This is a genomic window from Photorhabdus namnaonensis, from assembly GCF_001684335.1.
GTDB classification, from domain to species: Bacteria; Pseudomonadota; Gammaproteobacteria; order Enterobacterales; family Enterobacteriaceae; genus Photorhabdus; species Photorhabdus namnaonensis.
Window position 1 is genome coordinate 343889 of the sequence record NZ_LOIC01000018.1, and the last position, 14577, is coordinate 358465.

Below are 14577 nucleotides of genomic sequence, written 5' to 3' on the forward strand. Positions count from 1 at the left end.
CCTTATACAATAATACCACGCATACGAGGTGGGCGACGGAGACGCTTTCCCTCTTCCAGAGAGGGCGGTTGGTTGCTTCGTAAGCGATTAACTTCGGTCAGCAACTCTTGCTCAGCATTCTGAACCAAAGTAACGTCAGTATGACCAAACAGTTCTGTACCCACATTTGGGTTGATGCCAAGAGACTGCCACATCTCCTGCAATAATCGCAGTCTGTGATCGCTGTCCTTAATGGCTGCCTCAGCAGCTTGCAGTACCTTAGCGTTAGGCTTCTCTCGCATCAGTGACTCCTATAATAAAGAGAGATATTAATCCTTCCTGTCAAAGTTGGACTTTTTTTTGTTGTTTTCTCATTTGATGTAACGATATAACGCAACTGGCTTCCAGCTCAAACCAGCCGGGCGCCACCTCGCTCGCGCCTGTCCAGCGGTGGTAAAACCGGGCTAAACGCTCATCATTAAGGGGAGAGTCAACCAAAGTATTAACTTGACCATAAAGCCGGCTACCCGGCCCAAGCACAGCCATCGTCGCTGCCGCCAACAGATAAAGAGGCGCAAATGGATTAGCAAGCCCTCGGCGCTGCCGGGTACGGCGTAACATCACGATCCAAACTCGCGGCGCATCATAGCGCCAGGCAATTTCACAATCTTCATACCACACACGCCAACCAAGAGGGATCGCGCTACTTCCCATATAGTGGGGGTGTACCGAATAACCCCGTTCCTCAAACCAAGGAGTAAGTGGATCATGGTTCATAGGCACACCCTGCCAAGAGGTTGGATGTTGATCTGTTGAGTCAACTCTTGATACGAGAGCACTGGCAAGCCGTGGTGATCGCCTTCAATTAACTTACGAACATAACGACGAATATCCATTGATACGATTAACACTGGCTTATTCTGCATCTGTGTTAAATCGCCCACTGTTTTCTTCATCTGTTCAAGGAAACTTTGCGTCACCGCCGGGTCCAACGCTAAGTAGCTACCTGCGCTCGTTTGACGAATACCGCCTCGGATCTGCTCCTCTAACTGCTGATCCAACAGATAGGCGGGCAGGATATTGTTGCCATTAGCATACTTGTAACAAATGTAACGCTTGAGACTACTACGAATATATTCTGTTAATTGCACTACATCTTTCTCCTTCTGCCCCCACACCACCATCGCTTCAAGAATCGCGCGTGTATTACGAATGGAGATATCCTCACCGACCAACCGTTGCAATATCTCAGTCATCCGCTGCAATGGAATGATGCGCATGGCCTCCTTGACCAATTCACCATAGCTACCCTCCATTTGTTCCAGAAGATAACGGGTTTCCTGCACGCCAATAAAATCTTCGGCATACTCACGCAACACATGAGATAAATGCCAAGTGATCACCTGAGACATGGATAAAACCGCCAGCCCGGACTTCGCCAAACGCTCTTGATGTTCTTCAGCTACCCACAGGGTAGGCTGATTAGGTAATAGCGGTTCCCCTTCTTCATAAGGAATGGCCAACAATTCCAACTGACTGACCGGTTCCTGCACCAGCAAATGTGATGAACGCAACCGACCACGGGCGACAGGCACCTCTTGTAGCTGGATCAGGTACTCCCCCTCCTTCATTCCCTCATTAAAGCGTAAGTGGATACCTGGAAATGGAACCCCTAAATCCAAATAGAGGGCGCGCCGTACCCGTATCAATTCATCATTCAGTGAAATAGCTTCCAGCTCAGCCTGTAACCCCGCGTCCACATCAATAAGCAAAGGAACCGTCATCGCAAATTCCTCTTTCTCACTAAGCTTGCCAGCTTTGGCCTTACTACCGCTTTTGGGTTTAGGTTTGGCTGCCGGAGCGCCTGCTCCTTGGGCTAACAAACTAGGAAGATCCGCTTCCTGACTGGCGTTGGCTTGTCGCTGGCGTTGGAATAGCAAATAACCGCCACCCGCCACCACCAGTGCAAGCGTTAAGAAGGTTAATGTAGGAAATCCGGGAATCAGGCCAAATAACACCAATAAAACGCCGCCAATCAGCAGTGCCTTTGGTTGAGCGACAACCTGCTCGCCGATCTCATTACCCAGATCCGAGGCGTCTTCCGACGAAACCCGGGTAACAATGATACCTGCGGTGATAGCGATCAATAGTGCAGGAACCTGAGAGACCATACCATCACCAACGGTCAAAATAGCGTAGAGCTGCAACGCGTCAGCCGCCGACATCCCTTTTTGGGTGACGCCTATGGTTATCCCGCCCAAAATGTTGACAAAGATGATGAGGAGACTCGCAATCGCATCACCCTTAACAAACTTCATCGCACCATCCATCGAACCAAACATCTGGCTCTCTTTTTCGATAATGCTGCGCCTCTCTCTAGCCTCATTGACATCAATAACGCCGGCACGCATATCTCCGTCGATACTCATCTGTTTACCGGGCATGGCATCAAGGGAAAAACGGGCGCTCACCTCAGCTACGCGTTCCGAACCCTTAGTTATGACGATAAATTGTACAATGGTGATGATCAGAAAGATCACTATCCCGACAATCAGGTTGCCGCCGACAACGAAATCACCGAAGGTATAGACTATCTTACCGGCATCCGCTTGTAGAAGAATCATCCGGGTGGTACTGACGGAAAGCGCCAGACGAAATAGCGTTGTCACCAGTAAGACCGCAGGAAAAGCGGAAAACTGTAAGGGGGAATTGATATAGACCGCCATCATCATGAGCACAACAGAGATGGTCATATTAATGGCGATCAAAATGTCAAGCAGGATAGGCGGAAGCGGCAACACCATCATGAAGACCACAGCTAGCAACAATATTGCCAACATGATGTCCTTACGCTCGCCAATCAGACGCAATAACTCAAACCCACGGCTCATAATTGCGCCCCTTGAGCGAGATAACGTTGATAAGCACTGCGCGCTTCTTCCAGGTTCCCCTCCTGTTGACAGGCGCGGCTAACACAAAGCCAGAGAGCGGCGCTTTGTTCGCCCTGTTCTTGTAAAAGAGCGCAATGTTCTTTTGCTGCGCTCCCCTCTTGCAGTTTAAGTAATGAAACCACCAAGGCGCGACGCCCTTCCTGATGTTCTGGATGCAAAGCCAGTAATGCATCCAATAAAATACGCGCTCGGTCAGGATGACCGTATTGAAGTTGGAGCCAGCCGAGCAGCAACAGGGCGCTCTGCTGTTTAGCACTGAGAGTCATGGTCATACCTTGTGCAACAGGTGCAGAGCCATCTGCAACAACTGTTCATCTTGATTCATTTTTTCCAACAGGGAGACAGCATGCTGTACCCTGACGTCATCATCTTGTTGCAAAATTGTACGCAAACCACTCACCGCCTGACGGAAATCATGTGGGCGCAACAGAGAGTGAAACCCATCTTGCGGGCAAGCAAAAGCCAACAAAGCCTGATCAGCCTTGTTAGCGGGATAAAGACGTGCAGAGTGAGTCTCAACGGATTGACCATCGGGCAATAACGCGTAGCGATCAGGTAAACTAACCCCTATCTCTTCCCGACTGATCGCCGTTAGTTGTTCAATTCCTATGTGGGCGGCAGCGATTTTGCTCACGAAGCGAGCACCTCTCGCTGTATTCTTAACAAAGAGCGAAATGCCTGATGCAGCAAAGGCAAAGTTATATCGCGTTCATCTAGTGTCACAAACAATAACAGGCGATCTTCCCCCAACCAGCCGCAACGCAAGGGCAGTTCTGGCCCCTGACCACTGAAAGTGAGTAACATCGCCTTAACCATGACCTCTTTTCCCTGATGCCAGGGAATTTCGCGGGCCAGCCAAAGTGTTAACGCGCCACCATAACGCTCAATCTGTAACGTACCAGAATACTCAAAATCGATTTGGATCAAGGGGCTAGAAACATCAGACATCTCCATACCCAAATCCTGACAAAACTGGAGTAACTGTGGCTCTATCCAGTTCATGATGTTCCCTCTCCCGACCACAATTCGTCTTCTTCTCTCTCAATTGCTGTATCCAGCGCCAATTGACAAGCATTAAGCAAATTTTGACGCTGTTCTTCATCACTGAACACTTCTACCGGAATTAAGCGAATCAATCGCTTCAACTCCCGGTAGAAATGAATTTGAGTTTGGCTATCCTGCAATCCCAAAGCATGACCGAGCATTTCAACATCCCGCACATTGGCCCAACGTTTCTCAACCAGAGAAACGACATCTCCCATAAGGTCAGAAGGCCCGTATGCCATGACTTTCCCCCTCTATCACGCTTTTCCATAACTGCTCAACCTGAACCGACAAGCTGTTAAGCAGACGGAGTTTATGCATGTCACTCATCACACGTTCCAGCTTAATCGGATCAAGTTGCCGCTGTTGGCTGTCCAAATCAGCGCTCAACGCTTTCATGATGAATCCTGTTACTTCCATCAGGGAGCTACTCTTGAAATTGGCTTGAATATCCCGCCAGGCAGCCGACAACCCTTGATAATCCATCACTGCATCACGATAGATGTTGCGCAACGCTTGCAAGTTGCCAACCCCATTTCTCGCTGCTGTCGTGGCATCAGGCGTAATGCGGGCTCCCAACTCGATAGCAATCCCTTGCTCTTGCGCTAAACGAGACAATTCCTGGTCAATCAATGTCAATATGGCATGTGCCTCTGGCCTGCCAGCCAGCGCGTCACGGGCCTGACTCAGCGCATAGAATTGCTCACTCACCTCGCCAGAGAAACTTTCCAAATAAGCCTGTAATTGGGCAATATTCGTCAGTTGAGCGCTATTTAAGTGAGAGATCAATGCCTTGACCTTTTGTTGACGCTCCAAATCCGGCACCTTCTGCAAATATTCGCCCACCAGCGCCTCAATTTCTCGTACCCTGGCATGCCCATCGCTAACTTTACGCTTGGAGAGCGGCATATCTTTGCGCTCCGAAAATGCAAAGGTCAGCTCTTCAGCCGCATCAGCAAAAGATTGGGATGCCGATACCAGCACGACTTTCTCTCCCTGAAACTGACCAACCTTAGCCTGCTCTTGTTGTGCGGTAACCCCGGTACCCGGTTCTGATAAAGTTATCGAATGAAGATGATTCTGGATAATATCCATAGTCTACCTTGTCATATCAGAGTTAATAATGAACGAATTATAAAGATACCGTCCCAGTGCCTATGCCAAAATCAGCCGTGAATTTTTAGCAAAATCCGCCGTAACCCAAGGCAGAGCCCCATTGATCTAATGTAAAGCGCACCAAATATGAACAATACGCCGTGAATAAAATTAGGAAATCTCATCGATAAAGCAGGGAATGTCCAAACAAACTCCAACCATTTTCTAAAAACTCCCGACTCAGGTTGCAATCCCTCCCCTTCTCCCTTCTTTATAGTATTCGCAGCAGAGGTTATATAAACGATCATGAAGCTTTCCCTTGACCACATTCCCGGCCAAATGCGCCACGCTATTAATGAATGCCGACTAATTCAGATTCGCGGCAGGGTTACTCAGGTCACGGGTACACTACTTAAAGCCGTCATTCCTGGTGTGCGGATAGGTGAACTTTGTCACTTACGCAATCCTGACAACACGCTGTCGCTTTTGGCGGAGGTGATTGGATTCCAACAACATCAAGCGCTGTTGACGCCACTTGGTGAAATGTTTGGTATCTCTTCAAATACCGAAGTCAGTCCAACCGGAGCCATGCACCAAGTTGGCGTGGGTGATTACCTGTTAGGACAAGTCCTTGATGGGCTAGGTAATCCGTTTTCCGGCGGCCAATTGCCGGAGCCACAAGCGTGGTATCCCGTTTATCGGGATGCGCCGGCTCCCATGAGCCGTAAACGGATTGAACACCCGCTTTCACTCGGCGTACGCGCTATTGATGGCTTACTCACTTGCGGTGAAGGTCAACGTATGGGGATTTTCGCCGCGGCTGGCGGCGGAAAAAGTACACTGCTATCTACGTTGATTCGTAGCGCCGAAGTTGATGTTACCGTGCTGGCGCTCATCGGCGAGCGTGGCCGTGAAGTACGGGAATTCATCGAATCGGATCTCGGTGAAGAGGGACTAAAACGTTCCGTGCTAGTGGTCGCGACCTCAGATCGCCCGGCAATGGAGCGAGCTAAAGCAGGGTTTGTCGCCACATCAATCGCCGAATATTTTCGTGATCAAGGTAAACGTGTACTGCTATTGATGGATTCTGTGACCCGTTTCGCCCGAGCACAACGAGAAATAGGTTTAGCTGCCGGTGAACCACCAACCCGGCGTGGTTATCCTCCGTCCGTGTTCGCGGCTTTGCCACGATTAATGGAGCGTGCTGGTCAATCCGACAAAGGTTCGATTACCGCCCTCTATACCGTATTGGTGGAAGGCGACGACATGACAGAACCCGTAGCGGATGAAACCCGATCCATCCTTGATGGTCACATTATTTTGTCACGCAAACTGGCCGCGGCTAATCACTATCCTGCCATCGATGTATTACGTTCCGCTAGTCGAGTGATGAATCAAATCATCACCCCTGAACATCAAGCTCAGGCAGGTTTGTTACGCAACTGGTTAGCTAAATATGAAGAAGTGGAGCTTTTGTTGCAGATTGGAGAGTACCAGAAGGGACAAGATTCCGTTGCCGATAACGCCATTGCACGCATTGAAGCAATACGTAATTGGTTACGCCAAGGCACTCATGAGCCAAGCGATTTACCGCAAACTTTAGCGTTATTGCAACAGATAACAAGATAATGATTAGCCGTTTACAACGCATAAAAGCCTTACGAGTCGAACGCGCTGAAAAACATTTTTCACTGCAACAAATGAAACTGCAAACAGCCCGTCAAAACCATCAACAGGCTTTGCAAACCTTGCAAGATTACGGTCAATGGCGAATAGAAGAGGAACAGCAGCTTTTCGCACTGTGTCAAGGCAAACCTATTGACCGTAAAGGTCTTGAACGCTGGCAACAACAAATTGCCCTGTTGCGCGAAAATGAAGCGCAACTGGAAAAGCAATTGGCTGAAATGAAAGAAAAAACGGAGCTGGAACTCCGTCAATTACAAGAGTGTCAGCGTGTATTGCACCACGCACGCCAGCAGCAAGAAAAATTTAATGAATTGGGTCGTCAGCAACAAGAGGCGATCCGTGCCCAAGGTGAATACCAGGAAGAGCTGGAACAAGAAGAGTTCCATTGCCAAGAAAGAGTGTAAAACAGAAGAGTATGAACCCACTGACAGCTATCGGCAAAGGTGTCTCCTCCCTCCCAACGTCGTCTCCCGCAGAGGCAGACGCCGATTTGCAACGCCGTTTCGAGCAAGCTATCACCTCTCACACCGCCAACACGCGCCAATCAACCACACGGCGAACGGAACAGCAGTTAGCTAATACGACGGCAAACAATAAAACAGCGGATCAACACGCCACATATGATTCAGATGAGGAGCACCCCACATCCGTCCTCCCTCAACCGGCAATTCTGGCAATTGATGATCCACGCAGACAAGCCCTGCCATTGTCAGATCATGACATACCGACGTTGCCTCAAAATCAGAAAAAAAGCTTATCAGCTTCGGTTCATCACCTTAGTGAGATCGCTAACGAAATAAAGGCGTCTCTGTCAGCGCCTGGAATCCCAGCACGTCAGCCAAACCTGAACGTCTTGTCTGATTCTGGCCTGAAACCAGTTGATATCACTGTGACTGCTTATCCTGACACTGCCGCTATTCCTGTACTGCAAGACGCAAACGATGAACTGGCATATCATGCAGTGATGCAGACAACATCGGGCCGATCCCTATCTCAGCCAGACACACCACACAGTGTCACTTCTCACCAACAGACAGATCCGACTTTACCTATACCACCTGCTCGCTATTCCAACGAAAACATCATCACGGAAAAAAAAGCGTTGGATGAAATCGAGACCTACCATTTGTTGGCATCAAAGCCAAAAGAGTCTGACTCTCAATCCTCTTACTCTGGCGGATCAGATGGGAAAACCCCTTTCTTGCCGCAAACACCACTTCTGCCAGGGGAACGCATCCTCGCCACGATGCAAGCAACTTCAACCATATCTCCCCTTTTGGAAGCATTGATCGACAAACTGAGTGTGGAGATCAGTATCGAACTCACACAACAACAGCGTCCGGCAACATTACATTTGACACTTCCTAGCCTGGGGGCGCTTGAGATCCAACTCACTAATGAGCATGGCAAACTTCAAATAGAGATTTTGGCGAATCCCGCAGCTCAACAACTCCTGAAACAGGCACGTTTTGAACTGATTGAACGTTTACAACTTCTTTACCCAACACAAACTGTTGAACTCTCCCTTCCGCCTCAAACGGATAGTGAACACGGATCGCGTCAACGTCGCAGCGTATATGAAGAATGGAAAAAAGATGCATGAATGACCTAACCCTATCCAAAGTTTCATTAAAAGAATTAACGCTGCATCAGACCCTGAATCGCCACCAGCAACAATTTAGTTGGGATAATAACCATCTCTCGCTGGATGTGGCCGCCCCTCCCCAGACGTTGGACAAGGTACTGATCGCCCATTGGCAGGGACAAACTTTTTCCTTTTACTGCCATGCCGCGGAACTAGCATTGTGGCTCGCTCCTGATCTACAACAAGCGGATCTCACCTCGCTCCCTCAAGATCTGCTGCTGGCGCTGCTGGAATATCAGAGCAAAGTGCTACCCACGCTGTCATGGTCAGCACTGCGTACCACGTCAGAACGCCCTTTGTCAGCTTGCTTGCAACTACGTCTTGAACGGCCGGGGGCCACATTGCCGCTCTGGTTACCAGAGCCATCCCCTTTAATTGCTATATTGCCAGAACGTCAACCTGCCGAGCGCCTGTCTATTCCATTACGACTTTCTCTGCAATGGGGAACAATAACCCTGACTTTAGATGCGTTTCGCACCCTGGAATCAGGGGATGTGCTGCTACTGCCCCTACAGCAACAACCAGACGCCCCTTTATTAGCGTATCTAGAAGGACGCCCTTGGGCCTACTTTAAATCCCATGACCATAAACTGGAGTTAATCACTATGCACACCCCCTCCTCTGACAATTCTGACGACACTCTGCCAGTAACGGACTTAAACGACCTGGAAGTTCATGTTAGTTTCGAAGTGGGTCGTCAGACCTTGGATCTACAGACGCTCACCAGCCTGCAACCCGGTTCATTACTCGATCTTGGCGTTCCCTCAGACGGTGTAGTACGTATTCTTGTCAATCAGAAATACCTGGGTTCAGGGCGGTTAGTCGATATTGAGGGGCGTCTGGGAGTAAGAGTCGAACATCTCTCCGTGGAGAAACAATCATGATCCAGTTACCAAACGAATTGGATCTCATCATCGGTCTGGCTTTGCTGGCTTTGCTTCCCTTTATCGCGGTGATGGCGACCTCTTTCCTCAAACTGGCTGTGGTATTTTCCTTACTGCGCAACGCGTTGGGCGTACAGCAGATCCCACCTAACATGGCAATGTACGGATTGGCGATTATCCTCACTATCTATGTGATGGCTCCGGTGGGTTTCGCCACTCAAGATTACCTGCGTCAAAATGAAGTTTCATTCAGCAACTCACAATCAGTAAAGAAATTTGTGGAAGAGGGCCTGACGCCTTACCGAAACTTTCTTAAACAGCATATCAAGCCCAGTGAACGCACTTTTTTTATCGACAGTACCCGACAAATTTGGCCAAGCCAGTATGCAGACCGGCTAGAACCAGACAGCCTGTTGATACTGTTACCCGCCTTTACCGTCAGTGAATTAACCCGAGCTTTTGAAATCGGGTTTCTGCTTTATCTGCCGTTCATTGCAATCGATCTCATTATTTCTAACATTCTACTCGCAATGGGGATGATGATGGTTTCGCCAATGACTATCTCTCTTCCTTTCAAGTTACTGTTATTTGTCCTGCTTGATGGCTGGACACGCCTGACACACGGCCTTGTTATCAGTTACGGAGATTGAATATGAGTAATGCCGATATTTTGCATTTCACCAGCCAATCGCTCTGGTTAGTGTTAATCCTTTCCCTGCCTCCGGTACTCATGGCTGCGGCAGTGGGGACATTAGTCTCGCTAATCCAAGCACTCACCCAAATACAAGAACAAACATTGGGTTTTGTGATTAAATTAATCGCAGTCGTTATTACCTTGTTCGCGACAGCAACCTGGCTTGGCAACGAACTTTATAGCTTTGCCAACATGACCTTTCTTAAGGTGCCGCTGATCAAATGACCTTACCAGAGCTCCAGCAGCAAATGCTGGCTTATACCCTGCTATTACCGCGCATCATGAGCTGCTTTGTGATATTCCCTGTGCTCAGCAAACAGATGCTAGGTGGTGGGTTAATCCGCAACGGCGTGGCTTGTTCACTGGCCCTCTATGCTTACCCAACTGTAGCCGGTAACCCACTGCCCACATTAGGTAGCCTGGAGTTGACGCTGTTGCTCGGTAAAGAAGTCCTGCTTGGTTTGCTCATTGGCTTTATCGCTTCTATTCCATTTTGGGCGATGGAAGCCACCGGTTTTATTATAGATAACCAACGGGGAGCGACAATGGCGTCAGTGCTTAACCCTTCCTTGGGAAGTCAAACCTCACCCACAGGTCTGTTATTAACTCAAACGCTAATCACACTTTTTTTCTCCGGCGGCGCTTTTCTTAGCCTGCTTGGCGCTCTCTTTCAGAGCTATAACAGTTGGCCGGTGACGCAGTTCTTCCCCAACATTACCAACCAATGGCTCCATTTTTTCTACGGCCAGTTTAGTTATCTGCTGCAACTCTGCGCCCTGATGGCCGCTCCTCTGTTAATTGCCATGTTTCTGGCTGAGTTCGGGTTAGCACTGATTAGCCGCTTCGCTCCTTCTCTTAACGTTTTCGTGTTGGCAATGCCAATCAAAAGCGCAATTGCCAGCCTGCTACTGGTTATCTATATCCAGTTATTGATGCATCACGCCTATGACAAGGTGCTGTTAATTCTCTCCCCGGTACGCATGTTAATCCCTATTCTGGAGGCGCCATGAGTGGAGAAAAGACTGAAAAGCCTACCCCCAAGAAACTCCGGGATGCCCGGAAGAAAGGCCAGGTAACTAAAAGTAACGAAGTCGTCTCTACCTCCTTAATCTTGGGGCTAATCGGCATGATGATGGTCATGTCTGAATACTACTTGGAGCATCTGAGTAAACTGATGCTAATCCCGGCTAATCTGCTAGATAAACCCTTTCCCCAAGCCTTAAACCATGTGGTTGAAAACTTGATGCAGGAGCTGGTCTACCTCTGCTTGCCAATTCTGAGCGTTTCCGCTTTGCTATCGCTGGCTTCACACTTCGCCCAATACGGTTTTCTACTGAGTGGACATTCCATCAAACCTGATATTAAAAAGATCAATCCTGTTGAAGGCGCTAAAAGAATCTTCTCTATCAAGAGTCTGGTGGAATTCATCAAATCGATACTTAAAGTGGGGTTGCTCTGTACCTTAGTCTGGGTGACTTTGGCAGGCAACCTACAAGCGTTACTCTACCTACCAGAGTGTGGGGAGAAATGCATTACCCCTGTACTGGGAATGATGTTAACCCAGTTAATGACCGTGTGTGGCATTGGATTTATCGTGATCTCTATCGCTGATTATGCTTTCGAACACTACCAACATATTAAGCAGCTTAGAATGAGCAAAGACGAGATCAAACGGGAATACAAAGAGAGTGAAGGCAGCCCAGAGATCAAAAGTAAGCGACGTCAATTTCATCAAGAATTACAGTCGAGCAATATGCGTGCCAGCGTCAAGAACTCATCAGTGATCGTCGCCAACCCAACTCACATTGCGGTGGGTATCCGTTACAAGAAAGGGGAGACGCCATTACCCCTTATCACGCTCAAGTTCACCGATGCTCAGGCCCTACAGGTTCGACGTATTGCCGAAGAGGAAGGTATTCCGGTGTTACAACGTATTCCTCTGGCACGGGCGCTTTATCAGGATGGCCTAATCGACCACTATATTCCCGCCGATCTCATCCAAGCTACCGCAGAAGTTTTACGCTGGCTAGAACAGTGGCAAGATCGTGCTCCTGAGTCGTAACCTGTCCCCAAATAGCGTTTTTTAACAGCAAAACTACATATATGACTGAGCATTAGCATTCAAAACACCTCGCCAATGCTCAATATAAACGAAATATAATTCAGATTCGTTTCTTAATCATTACGATTAAATTACATAATAACAACAAATTTAATATAAATAAAAATTACTGCCAATAAACCAACATTCCTTAAACAATATTATAATAAACAATCCAATTCAGTTCGGTTGATTTTACCTTTTTATCGATTGATCAAATCGTTGAAACCAGATTGAATTTATTATTAAGTAATTTATATTACATATAGTCATTTGGATTTCACTTTGCACTGACTTCTATACCTGTTAATCCGTTAATATTACTCTAGTCATTACAATTATTAACGTATTCTGAACCATTAATACATTGCCTGAATAAAAGGAGATAACTATCAATATCAGTCAGGAAAAAAGGCCCAGTTTATGATTAAAAGTGCAGAATTTATCGGCAATGGTTATCGTATAAAAATTTGATCGCTTTTTACTCTTCGTTTATAAAACGTGAGAATAATTCGGTATTCGGGCCAAGGAACATAAATGGGCCCACTAGCAAAAATCATTTTAATTAAAAGGTGCTATAGTTAACCATCAGGTTAAATACATAAAACTATTCTTGCTGTCTATTTCAGACAGCGAAACCAAAGAAAATATCTATTAATAATAATAATGTGATTTGTATTTTTAAGACATACACCAACAGATCCAGGACAATAGAATGAACGGCATCACAACATCAGGGAAGGGAATGGATATCTCACTATTCCAACGTAGCATGCCTGCCTTTAACGTTATAGAACATCCTCAGGAAGGGATATATATCCTGCTCGAAGGTGAAATGACATGGCAGGACAGCACCAATACCTACGATATCTCCCACAACGAACTGCTTTTTGTTCGTCGTGGCAGTTATGCGACAAAAACGCGTAGTGATACCTGTAAGTTACTCTGGCTGCCTCTGAGTACCACTTTTCTCCACGGTTTTCTGCAACGTTTTGGTACTCTGCTCAGTGAAGTCGAGCGGCACAATATGCCAACACCCGAATTAATTGCATTTACCCCATCACCTCTGTTATCTCAAAGTATAAATGGGCTGGTCGATTTACTGGCTCATGATTACCCCACAGCGTTGGGTCAACTTAGAACAGAAGAGTTGCTGTTGTTACTAGCATTTGGAGAACAAGGTAATTTGCTCATGTCAGTATTACGACAATTGAGCAACCGCCAAGTGGAACGTTTGCAGAGTTTTATGGAAAACCACTACCTTAAGGAGTGGAAACTCAGTGAATTCGCTAAAGAATTTGGTATGGGATTAACCACCTTCAAGGAGTTGTTCCGTTCGGTATACGGAATATCGCCACGCGCCTGGATCAGTGAACGCCGCATTCTTTATGCACACCAACTACTACTCAACAGTGAGATGAGTATTGTTGATATTTCAATGGAAGCCGGATTCTCCAGCCAATCTTACTTTACTCAAAGCTATCGAAGACGCTTTGATTGCACCCCCAGTCGGGCCAGGTATGGCAAAGAGTAACGATTGGCTAAAATAATCTGACGTTTTTTACAAGTTAACCATTGGCCCGACAGATAAAATAAGGCCATTCCTAATTTAATCGACAAGAGTGACTAGCAGCAAGATGAGCATAGCATGAGCCAGCAAGAACATAATCAGACTCGAACCAGCATGTTTCTCGGCCGCAAGATCTCTGTCATGCAGTCGGGAATTCCACGCCGGGATCAGTTACTCGGAAAATCATCGGCTATTCAGTATCAAAATAGAGACATTATCAATAACCAACAGTTTATTTTATTGCAACGCCTGCTACCCAGACATCGGCTGGAAAGCTTAATGAAATCTGTCTGGTTCCGTAGGCGGCTAACCTGCGGGCAAGCTTTGCAACGTAATGACCTACAGCAGCTCATCAGAGCGGCGGCAGAACCGGAACGTGACTGGAATAAGGTATTGGGCGACCGCATAAACTTGGCTGACAGACATCTTTTACAATACTGGGTATTACAGCCGCTATTTGACTGGTGGCTCCGTTTGTTAGAGCCAGAGATAGGTTTCTGGTTCACTGAATTTGAGCAGTTACAGATTCAAGAACGGCAATTGCGTGCTAAAACGCATTTTTGGCAGCAGGCGGAAAGTGTCCCATCTCAATGTCGGGAGCAACATCATCAAGAGGTTATATCTTTGCAAACAGCGCTTAACCAACGCAAGCAACTATTAGAAAAGCTGCTGTTGACAACGGAAACCCAAGCTCGCGAAGCATGGCCCAACTGGTTTACTGGACTGGATGCACTCCAGACCGGCGGCGACCTGACCGCTTTTACGCCGGTTCCCGAAGCGCTGTCATCCTGTTGGACGTGGTTAACCGCTTTAGAACATGACAACGAGTCGGCCATTCACTTACAAAAATGGCTTTGTGCCCGTGTTCTGTGTCTGCCACAGGACAGTTTTTATTGGCAATCGACGACGACCTAATTATTAGAGGAAA

At 47.5% G+C, this 14577-nt stretch carries 18 protein-coding genes; 10 read left to right on the forward strand and 8 right to left on the reverse strand.

Annotated features, from left to right (window positions below; all coding sequences use genetic code 11):
- Positions 1–2: 2 nt before the first annotated feature.
- From Phpb_RS03810 to sctW, 8 genes are read right to left on the reverse strand one after another with little or no spacing between them, the layout of a single operon-like run.
- Positions 3–281 (reverse strand): LcrG family type III secretion system chaperone, encoded by a 279-nt coding sequence (locus tag Phpb_RS03810; RefSeq protein WP_065389231.1) that lies wholly within the window; start codon positions 279–281, stop codon positions 3–5.
- A gap of 40 nt (positions 282–321) precedes the next feature.
- Positions 322–756, reverse strand: coding sequence for an LcrR family type III secretion system chaperone (locus tag Phpb_RS03815; protein ID WP_065389232.1), 435 nt, complete (start codon positions 754–756; stop codon positions 322–324).
- On the reverse strand, positions 753–2870 hold the full coding sequence (sctV, locus tag Phpb_RS03820; RefSeq protein ID WP_065389233.1) for a type III secretion system export apparatus subunit SctV: 2118 nt from the start codon (positions 2868–2870) through the stop codon (positions 753–755). The genes Phpb_RS03815 and sctV overlap by 4 nt, the downstream gene beginning before the upstream one ends.
- Positions 2867–3196 (reverse strand): type III secretion system chaperone SctY, encoded by a 330-nt coding sequence (sctY, locus tag Phpb_RS03825; RefSeq protein WP_065389234.1) that lies wholly within the window; start codon positions 3194–3196, stop codon positions 2867–2869. The genes sctV and sctY overlap by 4 nt, the downstream gene beginning before the upstream one ends.
- A gap of 2 nt (positions 3197–3198) precedes the next feature.
- Complete coding sequence (gene sctX / locus Phpb_RS03830; protein ID WP_036775307.1) at positions 3199–3564, reverse strand: YscX family type III secretion system protein SctX; 366 nt, start codon at positions 3562–3564, stop codon at positions 3199–3201.
- Positions 3561–3932: a type III secretion chaperone SycN gene (gene sycN / locus Phpb_RS03835; RefSeq protein ID WP_065389235.1), complete on the reverse strand. Its 372-nt coding sequence runs from the start codon at positions 3930–3932 to the stop codon at positions 3561–3563. Before sycN ends, sctX begins: the two co-directional genes overlap by 4 nt.
- The gene (locus tag Phpb_RS03840) at positions 3929–4216 is read right to left on the reverse strand and encodes a TyeA family type III secretion system gatekeeper subunit (RefSeq protein WP_065389236.1); all 288 of its coding nucleotides are present in this window, start codon (positions 4214–4216) and stop codon (positions 3929–3931) included. Before Phpb_RS03840 ends, sycN begins: the two co-directional genes overlap by 4 nt.
- A complete protein-coding gene (gene sctW / locus Phpb_RS03845; protein ID WP_036775302.1) occupies positions 4197–5069 on the reverse strand; it encodes a type III secretion system gatekeeper subunit SctW in 873 nt (290 codons plus the stop codon). The genes Phpb_RS03840 and sctW overlap by 20 nt, the downstream gene beginning before the upstream one ends.
- Before the next feature lie 306 nt (positions 5070–5375).
- Between sctW and sctN the strand changes: the two genes are divergently transcribed.
- From sctN to Phpb_RS03900, 10 genes are all read left to right on the forward strand, one after another.
- Positions 5376–6698 (forward strand): type III secretion system ATPase SctN, encoded by a 1323-nt coding sequence (gene sctN, locus Phpb_RS03855; protein WP_065389238.1) that lies wholly within the window; start codon positions 5376–5378, stop codon positions 6696–6698.
- Positions 6698–7159, forward strand: a complete 462-nt coding sequence (locus Phpb_RS03860) for a type III secretion protein (protein ID WP_065389239.1) — start codon at positions 6698–6700, stop codon at positions 7157–7159. The genes sctN and Phpb_RS03860 overlap by 1 nt, the downstream gene beginning before the upstream one ends.
- Positions 7160–7170: 11 nt before the next feature.
- On the forward strand, positions 7171–8358 hold the full coding sequence (locus tag Phpb_RS24355) for a type III secretion system needle length determinant (protein ID WP_082302522.1): 1188 nt from the start codon (positions 7171–7173) through the stop codon (positions 8356–8358).
- The gene (gene sctQ, locus Phpb_RS03870) at positions 8355–9284 is read left to right on the forward strand and encodes a type III secretion system cytoplasmic ring protein SctQ (protein WP_065389240.1); all 930 of its coding nucleotides are present in this window, start codon (positions 8355–8357) and stop codon (positions 9282–9284) included. The genes Phpb_RS24355 and sctQ overlap by 4 nt, the downstream gene beginning before the upstream one ends.
- On the forward strand, positions 9281–9934 hold the full coding sequence (sctR, locus tag Phpb_RS03875; RefSeq protein WP_065389241.1) for a type III secretion system export apparatus subunit SctR: 654 nt from the start codon (positions 9281–9283) through the stop codon (positions 9932–9934). Before sctQ ends, sctR begins: the two co-directional genes overlap by 4 nt.
- A gap of 2 nt (positions 9935–9936) precedes the next feature.
- Entirely contained in the window at positions 9937–10203 is a 267-nt protein-coding gene (gene sctS, locus Phpb_RS03880; RefSeq protein WP_036775290.1) for a type III secretion system export apparatus subunit SctS, read from the forward strand.
- Positions 10200–10988, forward strand: coding sequence for a type III secretion system export apparatus subunit SctT (gene sctT, locus Phpb_RS03885; protein ID WP_046395152.1), 789 nt, complete (start codon positions 10200–10202; stop codon positions 10986–10988). Before sctS ends, sctT begins: the two co-directional genes overlap by 4 nt.
- Entirely contained in the window at positions 10985–12040 is a 1056-nt protein-coding gene (gene sctU / locus Phpb_RS03890) for a type III secretion system export apparatus subunit SctU (RefSeq protein ID WP_046395153.1), read from the forward strand. The genes sctT and sctU overlap by 4 nt, the downstream gene beginning before the upstream one ends.
- A gap of 754 nt (positions 12041–12794) precedes the next feature.
- Positions 12795–13613 (forward strand): helix-turn-helix transcriptional regulator, encoded by an 819-nt coding sequence (locus tag Phpb_RS03895; protein ID WP_065389242.1) that lies wholly within the window; start codon positions 12795–12797, stop codon positions 13611–13613.
- A 114-nt stretch (positions 13614–13727) separates the two neighbouring features.
- On the forward strand, positions 13728–14564 hold the full coding sequence (locus Phpb_RS03900; protein WP_065389243.1) for a T3SS regulon anti-activator ExsD domain-containing protein: 837 nt from the start codon (positions 13728–13730) through the stop codon (positions 14562–14564).
- Positions 14565–14577 lie beyond the last annotated feature (13 nt).